Annotated in this window: 14 protein-coding genes, 1 tRNA gene and 1 pseudogene; 10 read left to right on the top strand and 6 right to left on the bottom strand. The window is 65.1% G+C overall.

The features are described 5' to 3' along the window. Positions 1-48 precede the first annotated feature (48 nt). From AC1D3B_RS12740 to AC1D3B_RS12715, 6 genes and pseudogenes are all read left to right on the top strand, one after another. Positions 49-125: transfer RNA gene (locus tag AC1D3B_RS12740), tRNA-Arg, on the top strand. 131 nt (positions 126-256) lie between these two features. Further along, entirely contained in the window at positions 257-463 is a 207-nt protein-coding gene (locus tag AC1D3B_RS12735) for a hypothetical protein (RefSeq protein WP_478191032.1), read from the top strand. A gap of 125 nt (positions 464-588) precedes the next feature. Continuing rightward, positions 589-2391 carry a SulP family inorganic anion transporter gene (locus AC1D3B_RS12730; protein ID WP_478191031.1) on the top strand — a complete coding sequence of 601 codons (1803 nt, stop codon included), beginning with the start codon at positions 589-591 and terminating at the stop codon, positions 2389-2391. 215 nt (positions 2392-2606) lie between these two features. Then, positions 2607-3365 (top strand): annotated as a pseudogene (locus AC1D3B_RS12725) (YoaK family protein); the annotation flags it as partial. 194 nt (positions 3366-3559) lie between these two features. Next, positions 3560-5380 (top strand): putative nucleotidyltransferase substrate binding domain-containing protein, encoded by a 1821-nt coding sequence (locus AC1D3B_RS12720; RefSeq protein ID WP_478191030.1) that lies wholly within the window; start codon positions 3560-3562, stop codon positions 5378-5380. After that, positions 5377-6006: a 3'-5' exonuclease gene (locus AC1D3B_RS12715; RefSeq protein ID WP_478191029.1), complete on the top strand. Its 630-nt coding sequence runs from the start codon at positions 5377-5379 to the stop codon at positions 6004-6006. The genes AC1D3B_RS12720 and AC1D3B_RS12715 overlap by 4 nt, the downstream gene beginning before the upstream one ends. Positions 6007-6060: 54 nt before the next feature. Here AC1D3B_RS12715 and AC1D3B_RS12710 read toward each other — a convergent pair whose 3' ends face one another. Both AC1D3B_RS12710 and AC1D3B_RS12705 read right to left on the bottom strand, forming a co-directional pair. Next, positions 6061-6204: a hypothetical protein gene (locus tag AC1D3B_RS12710; RefSeq protein ID WP_478191028.1), complete on the bottom strand. Its 144-nt coding sequence runs from the start codon at positions 6202-6204 to the stop codon at positions 6061-6063. 93 nt (positions 6205-6297) lie between these two features. Next, positions 6298-6720: a universal stress protein gene (locus AC1D3B_RS12705; protein ID WP_478191027.1), complete on the bottom strand. Its 423-nt coding sequence runs from the start codon at positions 6718-6720 to the stop codon at positions 6298-6300. Positions 6721-6858: 138 nt separating this feature from the next. Between AC1D3B_RS12705 and AC1D3B_RS12700 the strand changes: the two genes are divergently transcribed. Beyond that, positions 6859-7386 (top strand): universal stress protein, encoded by a 528-nt coding sequence (locus tag AC1D3B_RS12700; RefSeq protein ID WP_478191026.1) that lies wholly within the window; start codon positions 6859-6861, stop codon positions 7384-7386. A 48-nt stretch (positions 7387-7434) separates the two neighbouring features. Here AC1D3B_RS12700 and AC1D3B_RS12695 read toward each other — a convergent pair whose 3' ends face one another. Continuing rightward, positions 7435-9180 carry a bifunctional aminoglycoside phosphotransferase/ATP-binding protein gene (locus AC1D3B_RS12695; RefSeq protein ID WP_478191025.1) on the bottom strand — a complete coding sequence of 582 codons (1746 nt, stop codon included), beginning with the start codon at positions 9178-9180 and terminating at the stop codon, positions 7435-7437. Between the two features lie 171 nt (positions 9181-9351). Here AC1D3B_RS12695 and AC1D3B_RS12690 point away from each other — a divergent pair, with 171 nt between their 5' ends. Next, complete coding sequence (locus AC1D3B_RS12690) at positions 9352-13032, top strand: AsmA family protein (RefSeq protein WP_478191024.1); 3681 nt, start codon at positions 9352-9354, stop codon at positions 13030-13032. Positions 13033-13078: 46 nt separating this feature from the next. Here the strand turns inward: AC1D3B_RS12690 and AC1D3B_RS12685 are convergent, their stop codons facing one another. The 3 genes from AC1D3B_RS12685 to acs all read right to left on the bottom strand — a co-directional run bounded on the left by AC1D3B_RS12685 (position 13079) and on the right by acs (position 18324). After that, positions 13079-15463, bottom strand: coding sequence for a phosphoketolase family protein (locus tag AC1D3B_RS12685; protein ID WP_478191023.1), 2385 nt, complete (start codon positions 15461-15463; stop codon positions 13079-13081). A 53-nt stretch (positions 15464-15516) separates the two neighbouring features. Then, on the bottom strand, positions 15517-16338 hold the full coding sequence (locus tag AC1D3B_RS12680; protein WP_478191022.1) for a universal stress protein: 822 nt from the start codon (positions 16336-16338) through the stop codon (positions 15517-15519). A gap of 63 nt (positions 16339-16401) precedes the next feature. Then, on the bottom strand, positions 16402-18324 hold the full coding sequence (acs, locus tag AC1D3B_RS12675; protein WP_478191184.1) for an acetate--CoA ligase: 1923 nt from the start codon (positions 18322-18324) through the stop codon (positions 16402-16404). A 183-nt stretch (positions 18325-18507) separates the two neighbouring features. On the opposite strand from acs, the gene AC1D3B_RS12670 reads away from it, so the two are divergent. Beyond that, positions 18508-18816 carry a DUF485 domain-containing protein gene (locus AC1D3B_RS12670; RefSeq protein WP_478191021.1) on the top strand — a complete coding sequence of 103 codons (309 nt, stop codon included), beginning with the start codon at positions 18508-18510 and terminating at the stop codon, positions 18814-18816. Next, entirely contained in the window at positions 18813-20540 is a 1728-nt protein-coding gene (locus AC1D3B_RS12665; protein WP_478191020.1) for a cation acetate symporter, read from the top strand. The genes AC1D3B_RS12670 and AC1D3B_RS12665 overlap by 4 nt, the downstream gene beginning before the upstream one ends. Positions 20541-20643: the final 103 nt, after the last annotated feature.

Below are 20643 nucleotides of genomic sequence, written 5' to 3'. Positions count from 1 at the left end.
CGGCGCTGACGCCCCCGCCGCCACCGTAGAATCGCGCTCCATCATTCACTGCCCGTAGCTCAGTTGGATAGAGCACCTGCCTTCTAAGCAGGTTGTCGGGGGTTCGATCCCCTCCGGGCAGGCCAACGATCTGGGCCAAGTGTCTCCCCGCGCCTGACAGCGGACGCGCGGCATCGTCGATGTAGTGTGCAGCGAGCTCGCGTCGGACGGTGTTCACCACCTCAGTGAATGTCGTGCCTTCCCGCAAGACGCGCCGATGGACGGTTCGCCGGTCGACGCCCAGCTGCTCCGCGACATGGTCGATGGCGCACTGGCCGATGGTGCCAACCCGGGCAAGATCAGCTACGCGTCCTACAGCGCCGTCACGCTGTCGCATGTCCTCGGCGCGCAGATGAACAAGGCCGTGGGTCTCGCGCTGATCCATTTGGCGGTCTTGACGACCCCGATGAGATGGAGCTCTTGACCTTTCTGCTGGTGCGTGGCGCGGATCCGGCAGCGGTACGTTCGGATGTTCGCGAACTGGCACACATGCAATAGTCACTTGGTCGGCGATCTGCACACTGGCCACCCCCCAAAAGAGGCTTACTCATGAGCAATTCAAACCTTTCCTCCCCTAACCAGGAACCGGGTCGGATTGCGCAACGAGCCGCCAATCAGGCCGGCTTGGGTCGCTGGCTGCCAGGACTCCGCACGCTGCGCCAGTATCAACTGGTCTGGTTGCGGCATGACGTCGTTGCCGGACTGGTGCTGACCACGATGCTGGTCCCCGTCGGCATCGCCTACGCGGTGGCGTCAGGCGTACCCGGTATCTATGGCCTCTACGCGACCATCGTTCCGCTGATTGCCTACGCGCTGTTCGGCCCCAGCCGGATTCTGGTGCTAGGCCCGGATTCCTCGCTGGCTGCGGTCATCCTCGCGGTGGTGCTGCCACTGTCAGGCGGCGATCCGCTTCGCGCGGTCGCCCTGGCAAGCATGATGGCGATCGTGTCGGGGGTGGTGTGCATCCTTGCCGGTGTCGCCCGCCTGGGCTTCGTCACCGAGTTGCTTTCCAAGCCGATTCGGTACGGCTACATGAACGGCATCGCACTGACTGTCTTGATCAGCCAACTGCCCAAGCTCTTCGGCTTCTCGATCGACTCCGATGGACCAATAGGGAACATGCTGGCCATCGCCTCAGGCGTGATGGACGGAAAGACCAACTGGACGGCCTTCATGGTCGGCGCAGGCACCCTGGCAGTGATTCTTTTGCTCAAGGGCCACAAGCGCCTGCCGGGCATCTTGATCGCTGTATTGGGGGCAACAATCGTCGTCGGTGTGCTCGACCTCGCAGCACGCGCCAGTGTGTCGGTCCTCGGCGCTCTTCCGCAGGGCCTGCCTTCGCTCACGATTCCTTGGATCACCACCGCAGACATCGGCCCGGTGCTGATCGGCGGTTGCGCCGTCGCGCTGGTGTCCTTCGCCGACACCAGCGTGCTCTCGCGTGTCTATGCGGCGCGCACGCGGACCTATGTCGACCCCAACCAGGAGATGGTGGGGCTCGGCCTCGCTAACCTGGCCGCCGGTTTTTTTCAGGGCTTTCCAATCAGCAGCAGCTCGTCGCGGACCCCCGTGGCCGAAGCCGCAGGCGCCAGGACGCAGCTGACGGGGGTCGTCGGCGCCCTGGCTGTTGCTCTTCTGCTGGTCGTGGCGCCGGACCTGCTGAAGAACCTGCCCACCAGTGCGCTGGCGGCGGTCGTGATCGCATCGGCCATTGGCCTCATCGAGGTCACCGATCTGCGACGCATCTATCGCATCCAACGCTGGGAGTTCTGGCTGTCGGTCGCCTGCACGGTCGGCGTCGCGGTACTGGGCGCGATTCAGGGCATCGGCCTGGCCATCCTGTTTGCCGTCATCGAGTTCCTGTGGGATGCGTGGCGCCCGTATTCGGCGGTTCTCGGACGCGCGGATGGTGTCAGGGGCTACCACGACATCACGCGCTATCCGGACGCGCGCCTCATCCCCGGCCTGGTGCTGTTCCGCTGGGATGCCCCTTTGTTCTTTGCCAATGCGGAACTGTTTCAGAACCGGGCCCTGGATGCCGTAGCCGCATCGCCGACGCCGGTGCGATGGCTGGTCCTTGCGGCGGAGCCGGTCACCAGCGTGGACGTCACTTCCGCCGACATGCTGGCCGAGCTGGACGAGACCTTGCACGCAGCCGGCATCGAGCTGTGCTTTGCCGAAATGAAGGATCCGGTCAAGGACAAGCTGAAGCGATTCGGCCTGTTTGCGCGGTTCGGCGAAGACGCCTTCTTTCCCACCATCGACGCCGCCGTCGGCAGCTACGTCGCGACACATCCGGTGGATTGGGTTGATCAAGAAGACGAGCCCTTCGTCAGAAGGATTCCGGCATGAATTCATCGACTGAGCGCGCGCCGTCCACGATGCTGTCGCGCATCACCGGGCCGATCGCAGTCTGCTGACGCAGGTCAATGTATCGCCCCTTGACCATGGGTAGACTGGCCAGTTCCCTTATCGGCTCTCGGAGGTTTCGATATGACGCAACTGGCCGCACAATGGCATGCCGAGCATGGGCTGCGTCCGCAGTTCGGAAAACGAGATCTGCAACCGTGCGACGAATTCGCTTCCTGACAAACCGACATCGGGCCCCCTCGACGAATCGCGTGCTTGGGTTGCTCCTCGCGTTCAATGCCGGCGCAGTCAACGCCGGGGGATTTCTGGTTCTGCATTTCTACACCTCGCACATGACGGGCTTCGCGTCTCAGCTCGCCGATGGCTTTGTGCTGGGTAATTCCAGACTGTTGATGAACGCCCTTGGCGCCATTCTGTCTTTCATGTCGGGGGCGGCGGTCTGTGCGGTACTGGTGAACTGGAGCCGCAAGCATCGCCTTCACAGCGTCTACGCGCTTCCGCTCATGTTGGAGGCTGCGTTGATGTTTCCGTTCGGTCTCATGGGTGCGGTCACCCTCAACTTGAACACACCCTTCGCCGTGCCTCTCACGGTCCTGCTCTTGTCTTTCATCATGGGTTTGCAGAATGCCGTCGCTTCCAAGACCTCTGGCGGGAGCACCAGGACGACCCACATGACCGGCAACATCACAGACATGGGGATGGAGCTCGGCAAGCTGCTCTATTGGAACCGGCGCGAAAGGCCGGCTCAAATGTTCGTGCATTCGGACCGGCAGCGCATGCGCATGGCTAGCGGTCTTGTCGCGATGTTTGTCGTGGGGGGCGTCGCGGGAGCGCTCGGATTCAAGTATCTGGGTTTCGTATGCGTCATACCTCTGGCTGCACTCCTGTTGCTTCTGTCCGTTCCCCCATTTCGCCGAGATCTTCAAAAGTTGCATGCTCTCGGCTCCACGTTCAGCTCGGTTGGCCGTCGCATTCGCACCGCGAGCAATACCTCAACCGCGAAAGTTCGCCTCCGGAGGTCTGCCTGTAGCGAACCGGTGGCCACGGCCGCTGCGCGTCGCAGCGATGGCCTATCCACCGCCGATGAGCATCGCCTTCGCGGTAACGGTGATGACGGTGTTCGTGAAGTCAATTGAACGGGCTACGCGATATGCCCAATGCCTTCGACTTCTCAGCCTCCCCCTTTGATTGCCTGGATGATGCCGAGCGCAAGATAGTCCGCGACAGCGTCGACGTCGGCTACTTCCGTGAAGGCGAAGCGATCCTGCAGCCGGGGATCGAGCCCTCGCACCTTTTCATCATCATCAAGGGCCACGTCTCGCAGTTCGATGCCGGCGAGGCGGTGGCCGGCTACGGGCCCAACGACTGCTTCGATGGCCGCTCCCTGATGGCCGGCCGCGCCAGCAGCCGCTTCGTCGCCGCGGAAGAAGTGGTGGCCTACCTGCTGGCAAAGGAAGCCGTCAACGCGCTGATCTCCCGCAACGCCACTTTCGGGGCGCTCTTGTTCTCGGACCTTTCGAACAAGCTGGGCGCACTCGCCCAACGCCACGAGCAACGCGAGATGCATGCGCTGACGATGTCACGGGTCGAAGAAGCCTTCCTGCGGCCTGCGCATGTGGTCGAAGGCGATACGGACATCGTGACCGTCGCGCAGCTGATGCAGGCGAAGCACTCAAGCAGCGTGCTGGTGCGGGACGGCGAGCGTCTCGGCATCTTCACCAACACCGGCCTGCAGCGCGCGGTCGTCGACGGCCAGCCCCTGGACCGGCGGCCCGTGCGCGATCTCGCGACCTTCTCGCTGGTCAGCATCGCGCCGGACGCGCCGCTGTTCGACGCGCTGGCGCTGATGATCCGGCATCAGGTCCACCGCCTGGTGGTGGCCGATGGGCCGCGCGTCCTGGGACTGCTGGAGCAGCTCGACCTGCTGAGCTTCCTGTCGAACCATTCCTATCTGATCACGGTGCGGATCGTGCGTGCGCAGAGCCTGGACGAACTGCGCGCCGAAGCCGGAAAAATCACCGGCTTCATTGCGCTGCTGTACCGCGGCGGGACACGCGTCGGCCAGATTGGCAAGCTGGTGCAGGCGCTGAACGCAAAGCTGTTCGAGCGCACCTGGCAACTGGTCGCGCCGCCCGAGTTGCTGGCCGACAGCTGCCTGTTCGTGATGGGCAGCGAGGGACGTGGCGAGCAACTGCTCAAGACCGACCAGGACAACGGCCTCGTCCTGCGCGATGACACGACCATCAGTGATGCCGTCGTGGAATCGGCATGCCTGGACTTCTCGTCTGCGTTGCGCGACTTCGGCTACCCCGAATGCCCAGGCGGCATCATGGTGAGCAATCCGGCCTGGCGGCACCGCCTGAGCGAGTTTCGAGATCGGGTCCGCCGATGGCTGCTTCTGCCCGATCCCGAAGGGCTGATCGCCCTGGCCACTTTCATCGATGCCCATGCCGTCGCAGGTGACGCCGCGTTGCTCGATGAGGTGCGTGCCGAGGTCGATCGCCTCGTGGTGGCCAATGACGCGCTGCTCGGGCGCTTTGCCGCGCCCATCGATCTGTTTCCCGACGCCCCCAGTGGATGGTGGAACCGCCTGCTGCTGTTCGGCGAACACGAACGGCAGGCGGTCGACTTGAAGAGAGGCGGCATCTTCCCGATCGTGCACGGCGTGCGCAGCCTGGCCTTGCGCGACCATGTGCGAGCCACCGGCACTGCCGCGCGGCTCGATGCGTTGGTGGCCAACGGCCGCCTGCCGACCGAACTGGCGAGCGACCTGGCCGACAGCCTTCACTTTCTGATGGGACTCAAGTTGAAGGCAGGCCTGGCCGAATCGGATGCCGGGCATGCGGTCAGCGGCAATGTCCAGGTCGAACGGCTGAGCAGCCTGGATCGCGATCTGCTGAAGGATGCACTTGCGGTGGTCAAGCGATTCAAGGCGCTGGTCCGGCACCAGTTCCATCTCGAGAGCGCATGAAGCCGCGCTGGCTGGATGCGTTGCGTCGAAGGTGGATGCTGTATCACCTGGCCGACCCCCACTTCGCGTTCATGTACGACGCGCCGCCGCAAGGCGAGTGGGTGACGGTCGACTGCGAGACCACCGGCTTGGACGTGCGCCACGATCGCATCATCTCGATCGCCGCGGTGCGCATCGTGGGCAACCGGCTGTTGACCAGCCAGCGACTGGAGCTGCTGGTGCGACCCGAGCGTGCGATGACGGCCGAGAACGTGCGAGTGCATCGGCTGCGCGAGCAGGATGTCGCGGGTGGCATCGATGCGGCGCAGGCGATGCGCCGACTGATGGAATTCATCGGCAGCCGCCCCCTCGTCGGCTACTACCTGGAGTTCGACGTCGCGATGCTCAACCGCGAGATCTGGCCATTGCTCGGCCTGCGGCTGCCGCAGCCGAAGATCGAGGTATCGGCGATGTACTACGACTACAGGAACCGGCAGCGCCCGGCGCACCTGCGCGACGGCACCATCGACCTGCGTTTCGCGACGATGATGAATGACCTGGGATTGCCGCTTCGCCCTGCGCACGATGCACTCGACGATGCAGTCATGGCGGGCCTGGCCTTCGTGAAGTTGCGAGGCCTGCTTTGAACACAGGGCTCGAGCGCCCACGCCTTGACTGGCACCCCGCTCGCAATGCCGCACTCAATGCTGCGACACCTCGAACCAACCGACACGAAGGCCTTGACCGTCATCGCCGAGACCGGAGACAACGAGCACGACGGTCGCAAGCAGCGTTGCCGCAACAAATCCGACAGCCTGCAGTATTCCTTTCCTTCTGATGTTCATGGAGAGTTCCTCGTTACGGGCCGATTGGCCCAGTCGGCGCCCTTCGCGCGATATCGTGTCAGCGAGTTCCCCGCTGGGAAATGGCGCGACATTTCAACGCACCAGTAGGACGGGCACCGCGCAGCGCGCCAGCACCTTGGTGGCGACCGAGCCGAGTACCAGATTTTTGAGAGCCCCCTGCCCGCTCGATCCCATGATCAGGAGGTCGAAGGTGCCCGACTCGGCGTACGACGCGATCTCCTCCGCCGGGTGGCCCACCGTATGGACGATCCTGGCGTCGATGCCATGCTGCGACAGGAGCGCGCGCACGGGGTCGAGCACGCCCCGCGCATCGTCCTCGTAGTAGGCGCGGACAACGTCTGGTCCCGCGAAGGCAGCGGCGCGGTGAGGCACCGGGAGCACCACGTGGAATACGGTGAAGGCGTGTCCCGCGCCCCACAGGTCCTTGTGTTCGCCAAGGTAGGAGAGCATGCGCTTCGTGTAGTCGCTGCCATCCACCGCAAGAAGTATCTTCATGATGCTTTTCCCATCGAGAGTCCTGGATGGCCTGATATTCCTACCAGCTCCATCGTCGCGGTTTGCGCCAGATCAAAGGCGCTGTGCGCTGTGGTTTCGATACTGGACGCTTCACCACCGCCATCAGAAGGAGCTTGTATGTATCAACGAATTCTTGTTCCCGTCGACGGGAGTCCGACATCGACGCGCGGACTGGAAGAGGCCATCAGGGTCGCCAAACTGACACAGGGACGGCTGCGGCTGCTCCATGTGATCGACGAGCTTTCCTTCGCGCTCGGCATGGATGCCTACACGGGGTACGCAGGGGATTGGCTCAAGGTCTTGCGCGAAAAGGGCCAAGGCGTGCTTGATGAAGCGAGAGCCGTCGCGCGGACTTCGGGGGTCGAGGCCGACTCCGTACTGTGCGACCAGTTCTCCAGTTCCGTCCACGAGCAGGTCACCGCCGAAGCCATCAAATGGCCGGCCGATCTGATCGTTCTTGGAACGCATGGCCGGCGCGGCGTCGGGCGGCTCGTGATGGGCAGCAGCGCGGAGCACATCCTGCGCCACGCCACGGTACCGATTCTGCTGGTGCGCGCTTCGGAAGCCACGGCTACCGCGAAGGCGGAGGCGGCAGTCGCGTCGACAAGGGTGAACCTGCCTTCGGCGGCCCTCTCGATCGAGTAGCTGATCGAGGGAGTTCCCCATGCATCAACGAATTCTGGCCTGCAGGTGTCATCGCCCGATGTGCGTCCGCCCGTCGCCCGGTCCCCCTTGCACTCGCGGCGCCAAGGCGAGCCATCGAGCCAGGAGGGACGGAGCATCCAGCGGTTGGTCCGTAACGACTTCGAGCGCCGTGGCCCGCTCCTCTTCATCCAGGGGCTCATAGGTGGTCAACTGCCGGTCCACAACCGCCAAATTCGCTTCCGACGCATCGGTGCCGCCTTCCAGGCGTGTGACTACCCTCTGACGCAATTGGCCTTCGGAAGCCTGGCAGTGAAGGATCGAAAAAGGCACTCGAAGTTCGACTGCGAGCGCCCGGAAAACCCGACGTTCGTCTCTTCGCAGAAACGCGGCATCGACTATCACCGGATAGCCTGCCTGAAGGGCCGAACGGGCGTACACCGCCAGCCGCTCGAACGTGAGGCGGGTGGCCTCGGGCGTGTAGATGTCAATCCCGTGTTCGGCCGATCGCTGCACCGGCGAAAAGCCAAAGAGCCGCTTGCGCTCGACATCGGACCGGATGCGAATCGCTCCCGCCAGAGCGAGCAGTTCAGCCGCGACCGTCGACTTGCCGGAACCTGACAAGCCATGCGTGATCATCAGTCGGGGCGACGGATTCGTGATCTGGGAGGCCAGTGCCTCCGCACACGCAAGATAGTCCGGACCGGCCGCTCCAAGGGCCGCTTCCGGTGCCTGCGCACGCAAGCTTGCCACCATGGCGCGCACCAGCGCCCGATACACCTCGTAGGTGCGCAAGACCGGCAGGCCAGCGTAGTCGCCGGTGTGTTGCAGATACACATCGAGAAAGCGAAACGCGAGATCAGGCCGCCCGTGGGCTGTCAGATCCATCGTGAGGAACGCAACGTCGCTCATGACGTCAATCCAGCGCAGCGCCGGATCGAACTCGATGCAGTCGAACGCGGTCAGTGCATCTTCAATCAGCGCCACGTTGCACAAGTGAAGATCGCCATGGACTTCGCGCACGGCGCCCTGGGACTGTCGTTCAATCCACGCCGCTCTCAAGGAAGCGCCCTGCCGGGCCGCCCATGTCCGCAGCGTCTCCACGCGCGCCGCATGGGGGTGGTCGACCAGCGCTCCGAGCGCGCCATTCATCGCCCGGAGTATCTGGCCCGGCGCGCCGAACCCCGAGGACAGCGGCGCGACCTGCGCTTCGCCGTGGAACGAAGCCAGACTGTGTGCGAAACGCATAAGCTGATCCGCGACCAGCCGACCTTCCAGAAGCAGGTTGCGTAGCACGGCGCTTTCCGGAAATCGCTGCATGCGGACGACGAAATCGATGGCATCGCCGCGACCACCCAGACGCGGCGAGTCGCGCGTCCCGCACACCGGGACCACGTCCAGGTAGATGGAGGGCGCAAGTCGTCTATTGAGTCGCAGTTCTTCCTCGCAATAGTGCTTGCGTGCCGTCAGCGTGCTGAAGTCGACGAAGGACAGTTGAACCGGCTTCTTGAGCTTGTACGCCAAGCGATCGACCAGCAGGACCCAGGAGATGTGCGTTTCGATCAGCGACACCGCCTGTCCCGTTTCCGCGCGAAAGTGCTCGCGCAGCGCTTCCACCAACGTACGGTCGACGATCATTGCGGATGTGCCTTCGGATTCGATCCGGGCAGCGTGCAAAAGGGCGACATCGCCTTGTCCTTGCGCAGCTCGACGATCTTTTGTCGGCATGGCCAAACTCCTGCGCACGCTGGGACGTATTATCCTAGCCGCGACGGCCCAGTGATCCTTGACGCACATCAAGCCAGTCCGAGCTGGGGGCGCCCCGTTGTACTCGATCGGCCGCGTCGGCGTTTCGCGACTTCTGCTTCGTCTCTCTTCGCGTATGCGGCGCGCTACGATGGCGGCACTTCGCTCGTCACCCATCCTGCGACCCGACTCCCCGACTCCCCGTCTCTCATTGCCCAGTCCATGACCACATCCGGGTCGCCACGGCGTCGACGCACAACCAGGTTGCTGCTGTTGGCGATAGGGCTGCTGCTTGCCGCTGTCTCTGGGGTATTGGTCTTCCTGAAGACACTCGACGCCGACGTCTACAAGCGAGCCCTGGAGCGAAGGCTTTCATCCGTTCTGGATCGGGAGGTGTCGATCGGAAGTGTGTCGTTCGACCTTGCCCTGCGACCGACCTTTTCCGTGCGTGATCTGCGCATCGCCAACCCTCCATGGGCATCGCGACCGTCCTTCGCCACCGCTGCGAGCGGCGAGGCGCGCGTCGATCTCGTCGCCCTGTGGAATGGTCAAGTCGAAATGCGCGGCGTGCACCTGGAGGGTGTCGACCTGCTGCTCGAGCGCAATCAGGAGGGCGAAGGCAACTGGGCGTTCGGCACACCCGATCGGAGCACCCAGCGCCCGGCGTTGCCTGACTTCGGCACCGTGTCGCTGACCGACGTACATATCGGCTGGCGGCAAAGCGGCGGCTCCGTCGAGCAGGTTCGTGTCGATACCGCCGACGCCACGATCAGCGACGACGCGCCGTTCCGGCTTCGAGGGCAAGCCGCCTATCGAGAAACTCCGATGCAATTCAAGGTGGAGGCCAACGCCTCGGTGCAGGCTGCACTTCGCGGCGAGCCGTGGCGCCTGACCATCGGCCTGCAACCGGAGGGCGCGTCACTCACGCTCAACGTGCGGCTGGCATCGATTGAATCGCTCGAGGGTGTCGAACTCGGATTCGAGATGACGGGCGAGCGTCTCGACGCTTGGTCCCGCGTCCTGGCGAGAACATTGCCGGGATGGGGCCCGTATCGTCTGTCGGCACAGACACGCTACGCACGAGGCAGCCTGCAGGTCGAAGACTTGAGTCTTTCGCTCGATGGACTGCCGATGCAGCCGTCGCGCCTCGAGATCGGCTCGGGCAAGGCTGTGCTCGGCGCGAGCGTGGACACGCGGCTGACGGTCGAAGGCCGGATCGGTGAAGCGGCGTTCTCGCTCGATGCCAGCAGCGCGCCATGGCCTGAGCTCCAAAAGATCGATGGCATCACGCCTCTCACGCTGCGCGCCGAGCTTGCGGACTTCACGCTGAGCGCCAAGGGGAGCATCACGCCCAAGGCCGACGCCACGGAGTTCGATCTGGCGCTGACCGCCCGTGGCGACGCGCTGGCGCCGCTGCGCCTGCTTGCGGGCCCGCGCCTGAGCCGGCCCTTGCCCGTGGATATCGCAGCTCACGTGAGACATTCAAAGGAAGGCTATTCAGCCACGAACATCCGTGGGCAGGTACTCGCGTCGGCGGTGTCAGGAGATCTCGCGTACGCAAGCGCGCCGCGCGCGCTGCTCACCGGCGCGCTGAGCCTCGGCCGGTTGGACTTTGGTCAGCCCGATGTCAAAGCTGTCGAATCGGCCGCGGTCGAGTCACGACCACGGGACGTCGCCGGTGCGGGCGCGCCGGCGTGGCTCCAACGCGTCGAAGCGGATCTCTCTGTGCGGATCGCAGCCATCACCGGCCTGCCGGTCCCGGCCAGGAACTTGACCGGCCGAGTCCTCTGGCGCGACGACGTGGTCCGGCTGCAGGGGCTTGCCGCCACACTGGCTGGTACGGTTGTCACGGGAGACGGCACGATTCGCTGGAGCCATGGCCGGCCGCAGATCGATGGCAATGCGAGCATCGCAGTGCTCGACTTCGCCAAGCTCGGCGGCAACACGGCAAAACCAGGACCGCGCGGTGCATTCGACGATCCACTGCCGCTGGCGCCGCTGCGCGCGTTCGATGCCAGGCTGCAATTCGACGTTGCCCGCATTGCGGGCGCACCGGTGTCGGTCGGCAAGGTTGCTGCGCTCGCGCATGTGCGGGGCGGCAAGCTCGATATCGACCTGACATCTGCCACGGTCGCCAGCGCGCCGGTGGAGGGCCATGTCACCCTCGATACGAGCGGACGGGCATGGCGCGTCGATGCGAATGCGAGTGCCGACCGCATCGACGTGGCGGCGCTGCTGCGCTCGCCGAATCGTCCGGACACGACGAGCGGCTCGATCCGGGGTCTGCAAGTCCAGTTCGGCTCGCAGGGCACGAGCTTGCGCGACCTCATGAAGCAGGCGAAGCTTTCCATTCGCAATGCTCCCTTCTCCCTTGCAGTGGGTCGCGACCGCTCCCCCGTCCAAGTGGAGCAAGCGAACATCGAGGTGGCACCGGGTGGCCCGGTGCGCGCGAGCGCGGTGGGCCATGCACTCGGCGCTCCGATGAATTTGACGGTGGTCGCGGGGTCGCTGGTCGAACTGCTGGATCCCGGGACCGCGTGGCCAAAGATCGAAGCGAATCTGCGCACGTCCCTGGGTGGAGAAACGCTGCACGTCGTGGCGACCAGTGGGCCGCTGCAGCGTCTGATCGGCCTGCGCGACGTGCCGGTGGCATTGCAGGCAACGCTGCCCGGCGCGCGAGCGACCCTGGAGGGCAACGTGAGCAATCTGGCGGCGCCCGCGGGCACGCGGCTTGCCGCCCGGATCGAGATCGACAACCTGGCGCAGACGGCGAAGATGTTCACCGCTGCGCGCCTGCCTGCCCTCCCGTTCAGCGCAGCGGGACAGGTCACGCCGGGAGACGGAGAGGTGGCCATCGACGATCTCAGCGCGCAGGCCGGCAAGTCGGATGCGGCTGGGCAAGTGCGAATTCGGTGGCGCGACCGGCTGAATCTGTCAGCGGATCTCACGTCCAGACTGATCGATACCACACAGTGGGAGGAATCCGCGGAGAACGAGACACCTGTGCTGGACCGCTCCATCCGCATGCCGTACCTGCTCTCACGCGACGCGCAGCTGCGGCTGCGAGCAGAGCGCTTCCTTTTGCATCGATACGACCTGGCAAAGCTGCAACTCGACGGCACACTCACGAACGGATTGATCGAGGTTTCAACCGCAGCGGCCGAAGGCGAGCTGCGCGGGCAACTGCGCCTTGATCTGCGCCCCGAAGTGCCGGGCGTGGCGCTGCGCCTCTCGCTCAAGGAGGTCGATACGGAGGCGTTGTATACGGCACGCGCGGGGCCGGGCAGGGCCACCAGGCCGTTGGTGTCAATGAGCGCGCAGCTCGCTGGCGCCGGCAGCACGCTGCGCAACATGCTCGCGGCAGGGCGCGGCGAGTTCCTGCTCACCGCCGGCGCGGGCACATTGCCCATCAATTCAGGCTATGGCTTCGAGAGGATTGCCGGCAATCTCCTCCTGGCGCTGGTCCCCGGCCGCAGGGCGAACGACAACGCCGAACTCGAGTGTGCGGCTGCGCGCTTCACCATCGCCGACGGCGTGGCCACCTCGAGCGACGGCGTGGCGCTGCGCCTGAAGCATCTGGACATCCTGGGCGGTGGCGCGGCGAACCTCAACACAGGCGAGATCCTGTTCGGGTATCGCGCGGTGCGACGCGAGCTCTTCCGCTTCAGCCTGCTGGGCCTGACGAGCGGCGTCGCGAAAGTCACCGGCACGATCAGCAACCCGACTTTCGAACTGGACCCCAGCGGCATTTTGATCGTGGGGACCGCGGCGTGGGCCACAGCCGGGGCGTCGCTGTTGGCGGGCGATTTGTGGCGCAAGCTCGAGTCGACCGCCAATCCCTGCGTCCGCATCGCTGCCGGCGCCCGACTTTCGAGCGATCCACTCGATGTGCTGATGCGGTAGGCACTGGTCTCGCGACCAGCAGCTGACCGGGAGCCGGCGTGGTTGTTCAGGTCCGCGTTGGTACGCCCCAGCGCCAGCCCAGGATCTCCGGCATGTCCTCTCCATGGGACGTGATCCATGCCCGGTGCGCCTGAAGACGGTCGCGCAGATGCTGCTTCACATGGCCCGCGCCATCCCTGACGCGCGCCACGCGGTCGATCGCGTCGGCCGCGAGGTGGAAGCGATCCAGCCGATTCAGCACCGTCATGTCGAAAGGCGTCGTGGTCGTGCCCTCTTCCTGGTAGCCGTGCACGTGGAAATTGTCGTGGTTGGTGCGCCGGTACGTCAGCCGATGGATGAGCCATGGGTAGCCGTGGTAGGCGAAGATGACCGGTTTGTCCTCGGTGAAGATGGAGTCGAACTCCGCGTCCGACAGGCCGTGCGGGTGACCCGAAGGTGATTCGAGCGTCATGAGATCCACGACGTTGACGACGCGTACCTTCAAGTCCGGCAATTGCTGGCGAAGCAGGTCCACCGCGGCGAGGGTCTCCAGGGTCGGGACGTCGCCGGCGCAGGCCATGACGACGTCGGGCACCCCACCCTGGTCGTTGCTGGCCCAGCTCCAGATGCCCATGCCGACGCTGCAGTGCCTCACCGCAGACGCCATGTCGAGCCATTGCTGCTCGGGCTGCTTGCCCGCCACGATCACGTTGACGTAGTTGCGGCTGCGCAGGCAGTGGTCCATCACCGAGAGCAGCGTGTTCGCATCAGGCGGCAGATAGACACGCACCACCTCGGCCTTCTTGTTGACGACGTGGTCGATGAAACCCGGGTCCTGGTGGCTGAAGCCGTTGTGGTCCTGCCGCCAGACGTGGCTGGTCAACAGGTAGTTGAGCGAGGCAATGGGCCGGCGCCAAGGGATCTGGCGCGACACCTTGAGCCATTTCGCGTGCTGGTTGAACATCGAATCGACGATGTGGATGAAGGCCTCGTAGCACGAGAACAGGCCGTGACGCCCCGTGAGCAGATAGCCTTCGAGCCAGCCTTGGCACAGATGCTCGCTGAGCACCTCCATCACGCGCCCGCCGGGCGAGACATGATCGTCGCCTGGAAGGATTTCGGCGGTCGAGGTTCGGCTGCTGACCTCAAAGACCGCGTCCAGGCGATTCGAACTGGTCTCGTCAGGTCCCACCACGCGGAAATTGGAATCCCGCGCGTTCAGGCGCATGACGTCGCGCACGAACTGGCCGGCCACGCGCGTGGCTTCTGCCTTTTCGGCCCCCGGGGCGGTCACCGTTACCGCGTAGTCACGGAAATCCGGCATGCGCAAGTCCTTGAGCAGCAGGCCCCCGTTGGCATGTGGGTTGGCGCTCATGCGGCGCGTGCCGCGGGGCGAAAGTTCCGCGATCTCCGCGCGCAAGGCGCCGTCGGCGTCGAACAGTTCCTGCGGCCGGTAGCTGCGCAGCCACTCCTCCAGGAGCACCACGTGCGTCGGGTCGTCCTTGAAGCCGGCAAGCGGCACCTGGTGCGCGCGCTGCGTGCCTTCGATCGGAATGTCGTCCACCACCTTGGGGCCGGTCCAGCCCTTGGGGGAGCGAAGCACGATCATGGGCCAGTTGCGCCTCCGGCTGAAGCCGTCCGACCTCGCCTCCATCTGGATGGCGTAAATCGCGTCCAGGCATGCGTCGAGCGCGGCCGCCATCGCGTGGTGCATCGCATCAGGCTCGTGCCCCGAGACGAAATGCGGCTCGTAGCCGTAGCCGCGCATCAGTTGCGCCAGTTCGTCGTCGCCGATGCGTGCCAGCACCGCCGGACCGGCGATCTTGTAGCCGTTGAGGTGCAGGATGGGCAGCACCGCACCGTCCTGCGCCGGATTCAGGAACTTGTTCGAATGCCAGCTCGCAGCCAGCGCGCCGGTCTCTGCCTCGCCGTCTCCCACCACGCAGCAGGCGATCAGGTCCGGGTTGTCGAACACGGCGCCATAGGCATGCAACAGCGAATAGCCAAGCTCACCGCCCTCGTGGATGGAACCCGGCGTCTCGGAGCCCACGTGACTCGAGATGCCGCCCGGAAACGAGAATTGCGTGAACAGGCGGCGCAGGCCTTCGGCGTCACGACCGATGGCCGGGTACACCTCGCTGTAGGTGCCTTCGAGCCAGGTGTTGGCGACCACGCCCGGTCCCCCGTGGCCCGGTCCCGCCACGAAGATCGCGTCGAGGTCCCGCGACTTGATGGCCCGGTTCATGTGCGCGTAGCTGAAGTTCAGGCCCGGCGTCGTCCCCCAGTGCCCGAGCAGGCGCGGCTTGATGTGCGCCAGCGCAAGCGGTTCCCGAAGCAACGGGTTGTCCATCAGATAGATCTGGCCGGCGGAGATGTAGTTCGCCGCGCGCCACCATGCGTCCAGCAGCGAGAAGTCCTCGGGGTGCGCGCGGGAATGGGTCATGGACGTCATGTTGAAAATCCTGGAAGTGCGGTTGAAGGCAGGCATTGGTCGCCCGCGCGGGATCAATGCGACATCAGTACCGGCAGCGTCATGGATTGGAGGATCGATCGCGTGGCACCGCCCAGCACCCATTCGCGCGCGCGGCTGTGGCCATAACAGCCCATGACCAGCAAGTCCGCGCTCAAGTCGGCCGCCGTCGACAGCAGGTTTTCCCCGGCATTGCCCTTTTCCGGCCCGCCGGAATGCAAGGTGACGCTCACTCCCTGCGCCTTCAGATAGCCCTGCAGGCTGCGCAATGAAGCGTCCGCCGCTTCGCCGTAGCTGACCGCATGCACGGACTGCGCACGCGTCAGCCATGGCAGCGCAGCCGCCACGGCGCGCGCGGATTCCCTTGTTTCCTTCCAGGCGATCAGGACGGTGCGCCCCACGGGGCCGATGGCTCCTGCGTAGGGCAGCACCAGCGCGGGCTTCCCGCATTCGACCAAGAGGCTGGGGACGAAGTCGACCGGCAGCTCTCCCGCCTCGGGATCGTCGCCGTCGCGTTGGCCCAGCACCAACAGGTCGGCGTAGAGGGCACGCCGCGCGAAACCCCAGGGCGCATCGCTCATGGGTTCGGCCCAATGCATGCGAGGCGATCCGGCGGCGGCAGCCGCGAAGGAGGCATGAGCCTTGTCGCGACAGTCCTTGTCGAGGGACTGCATGATGGCCACGGCCTCGGCCGCGCCTTCCAGCGCATAGGGATAGCGCATCAGCGCCGACATCGTGCACGGCAGGCCGGTGACTTCGGCGTCGAATACTTCGGCCAGTTGCCGGGCGACCCGGGCCCGCTCAGTGGCGCGTGCTGAACTGTCGAGGTGAAGCAGGATCGTTTTCGGGGTCTGCATGAGGGGTTCCTTTGAATGCGTGCTCCGCCGTTCCCGCGTGATGGGTCGAGACCGGGCCGGCCATCAATGCGCCTCGGACAACTGGTCGAGGATGGCGGGGTTCTCGAGCGTGGAGATGTCTTGCGTGATCGCTTCACCCTTGGCCACGGAGCGCAGCAGCCGACGCATGATCTTGCCGCTGCGCGTCTTGGGCAGGTTGTCGGCAAAGCGGATGTCCTTGGGCTTGGCGATCGGGCCGATTTCCTTGCTGATCCAGTTGCGCAGTTCGGCCGCGAGCTTGCGTGCCTCCTCGCCGCTCGGGCGCGCCCGCTTGAGCACGACGAACGCGCAGATGGCTTCTCCGCTGGTGTCGTCCGGCCGGCCCACGACCGCCGCCTCGGCCACCAGATGGGTGCATGAGACCAGGGCCGATTCGATCTCCATCGTGCCCATGCGGTGGCCGCTCACGTTCAGCACGTCGTCGATTCTTCCGCCGATCGTGAAGTAGCCGGAGTCGGCGTCGCGCGCCGCGCCGTCGCCCGCGAGGTAGTAACCGCGCAGCTCCGACGGAAAGTAGCTCGCACGATAGCGCTCGTCGTCGCCCCAGATCGTGCGAATCATGCTGGGCCAGGGCTTCTTGATCACGAGGATGCCGCTCTCGCCGTTCGGAACATCGCCGCCTGTCTCGTCGACGATCGCGGCCATGATGCCCGGGAAGGGCAGCGTGCACGATCCCGGCACGAGCGTCGTGGCGCCGGGCAGCGGCGTGATCATGTGGCCGCCCGTTTCGGTCTGCCACCAGGTATCGACAATCGGGCAGCGTCCGCCACCCACATGCTCGTGGTACCACTCCCAGGCGGCCGGATTGATGGGTTCGCCAACCGAGCCGAGGACGCGCAGGCTTCCCAGGTCGTAGTTGCGTGGATGCACCGCGGGGTGACCGTCTGCCGCCTTGATCAGCGAGCGGATGGCGGTTGGTGCCGTATAGAACGCCGTCACCTTGTGGCGTTCGATCATCTTCCAGAAGCGACCCGCGTCCGGATAGGTGGGCACGCCCTCGAAGACCACCTCGGTCGCACCGATGGCCAGCGGGCCATAGGTGATGTAGGTGTGGCCCGTCACCCAACCGATGTCGGCGGTGCACCAGAACACGTCATCGTCGTGGATGTCGAAGGTCCATTTCGTCGTCACGGCCGCATGCACCAGGTAGCCGCCGCTGCTGTGCTGCACGCCCTTGGGCTTGCCTGTGGAGCCCGAGGTGTAGAGCAGGAACAGCGGGTGCTCGGCGCCCACCCATTCGGGCTCGCAGGTTGCGGGACGGCCGGCCGTGATCTCGTGCAGCCAGCAGTCGTGGTCTTGCCAGGCGATCGCGCCGCCGGTACGCCGGTTGACGATCACCTTGCGCACCGACTCGCACCCGCCGAGCGCCAGTGCCTCGTCGACCAGCACCTTCAGCGGCAGCGCCTTGCCGCCGCGCATTTGCTCGTCGGCGGTCATGACCAGTACCGCGCCGGTATCGGCGATGCGATCGCGAAGCGAGTGTGCCGAGAAACCGCCGAACACCACGGAATGAACCGCGCCGAGACGCGCACAGGCCTGCATGGCCACCACGCCTTCGATCGACATCGGCATGTAGATCACGACGCGATCGCCCTTCCCGACACCCTGCTCCCTGAGGGCGTTGGCCAGCCGGCACGTCTGCGCGAGCAGCTCGGCATAGGTCGCGCGCGTGACGGAGCCATCGTCGGCCTCGAAGATGATCGCGACCTTGTCGCCGCGACCGGCTTCCACCTGGCGATCCAGGCAGTTGTACGAGACGTTCAGCGTGCCGTCCGCGAACCATTCGAAGTGAGGCGCGCGGCTGTCGTCGAGCACCTTGGAAAAGGGCTTGTTCCAGACAACGAATTCCTTCGCGAGACGCGCCCAGTAGCCCTCGTAGTCCGCTTCGGACTCCGCCACGAGCGCGTCGTAGGCAGCGCGCCCGGCGACATGGGCCGAACGTGCCATCCCGGCCGGCGGCGCATATGCCTTCGAAACCTGCTTCCTGTCCGTCTGGTTCATGAATATCTCCTTCGATGGGACGCATCGTCGCGCATGCCGCATCGCCAGACCTTGCGCTAGCGCAAGGAGTCCGCGCACCGGACGTCATCCAATTCGGCCGTGCCACCAACCACCATCAAAGGAGCATTCATGGACGACAGCCTGGTTCAAAGGATCGCGGAGCAACCAAAATACAGGGAACTGAAAGCCAAGCGAACACGCTTCGGCTGGACGCTCACCCTGCTGATGCTGATCGTCTACTACGGCTTCATTCTGCTGGTGGCGTTCAACAAGCCCTTCCTCTCCCAGCGGCTCGGCGATGGCGTGATGACCTTGGGAATGCCGATTGGCTTTGGTGTGATCGTGTTCACCGTCGCGATCACCGCCTACTACGTGAACCGGGCCAACGCCGAGTTCGACGTGCTGTCCGACGCGGTGGTCAAGGAGGCGCTGCGATGAGACCCAGTGCCAAAGCCGCGCGCCGCGCGCTCGCGCTGATTGCGCTTCTCACTCTCACTTCGGCGGCCTGGGCCGCCGGGGCCGATCTGGGCCAGGCGCAGAAGCAGGCCACGAACTGGACCGCCATCGGAATGTTCGGCCTGTTCGTCGTCGGCACGCTGTTCATCACCAAGTGGGCCGCCGCGAAAACCAAGTCGGCGGCCGATTTCTACACCGCCGGCGGCGGCATCACCGGGTTTCAGAATGGGTTGGCGATCGCAGGCGACTACATGTCGGCGGCGTCCTTCCTCGGCATCTCCGCCGCGGTGATGGCCGCGGGCTATGACGGGCTGATCTACTCCATCGGCTTTCTCGTGGGCTGGCCCATCCTCACCTTCCTGATGGCCGAACGGTTGCGGAATCTCGGCAAGTTCACCTTCGCCGACGTCGCCGCGTTCCGGTTCAAACAGTCGCCTGTTCGCATCTTCGCGGCCTCGGGCACGCTCGTCGTGGTGGCCTTCTACCTGATCGCGCAGATGGTCGGCGCGGGCCAGCTCATCAAGCTGCTCTTCGGACTCGAGTACTGGATCGCGGTGGTCATCGTCGGTTCGCTGATGATGGTCTACGTGCTGTTCGGCGGCATGACGGCCACGACCTGGGTCCAGATCATCAAGGCCGGGCTGCTGCTCGGAGGCGCCACCTTCATGGCGCTGTCGGTACTCTGGCATTTCGGCTTCAGCCCCGAAGCCATGTTCGCGGGCGCCGTGAACATCAAGACCGACCTGGCACTGAAGGACGGCAAGACGGCCGGGGCCGCCGCCGCCATCGGCCAGTCGATCATGGGCCCCGGCAACTTCGTCAAGGATCCGATCTCGGCTATTTCGTTCGGCATGGCCCTGATGTTCGGCACCGCCGGCCTTCCGCACATCCTGATGCGCTTCTTCACCGTGCCGAGCGCGAAGGAGGCGCGCAAGTCGGTGATGTGGGCCACGGGCTGGATCGGCTACTTCTACCTGCTCACGTTCATCATCGGCTTCGGCGCCATCACCTTCGTGCTGACCAATCCCAGCTTCCTCGACAGCAACGGCGTGCTGCGCGGCGGCGGGAACATGGCGGCGATCCACCTTGCCAACGCCGTCGGTGGCAACGTGTTCCTGGGATTCATCTCTGCGGTGGCTTTCGCCACCATCCTGGCGGTCGTCGCCGGCCTGACGCTGTCGGGCGCTTCGGCGGTCTCGCATGACCTGTACGCGACGGTGGTCAAGAAGGGCCAGGCTGGCAGCGCATCCGAACTGCGCGTCTCGAAGATCACGACGCTTGCCCTCGGCGCGTTGGCGGTGCTGCTCGGGATCGTGTTCGAGAAGCAGAACATCGCCTTCATGGTCTCGCTGGCTTTCGCGATCGCGGCGTCGGCCAACTTCCCGGTGCTGTTCATGTCCGTGCTGTGGAAGGGCTGCACCACACGCGGTGCCGTCATCGGCGGCTTCCTGGGGCTGTTTTCATCGGTCGCGCTGACGGTGGTGTCGCCGTCCGTGTGGGAGGCGACGCTGGGCCACCCGGCGGGCTCGGCGCTGTTCCCCTACGCATCGCCCTGCCTGTTCTCGATGCCGATCGCGTTCCTCGGCATCTGGGTCTTCTCGCTGCTGGATTCCAGTGCGCGTGGCGATGTCGACCGGCGCGGCTTCCAGGCGCAGCAGGTTCGCTCGGAGACAGGCGTCGGCGCGTCAGGCGCGAGCGGCCACTGAGCGCACGGATGCTTCTTCAAACCCTCACCCGGAGATCTTCATGAACGCAGCAAGAGACGTCGTTTTCCTCAACATCGACTCGCGGCGGGGGGCTGAAGCGCCG

The organism is Variovorax sp. P5_A3, assembly GCF_056400665.1.
This window is presented reverse-complemented; position numbering and strand designations above follow the sequence as displayed.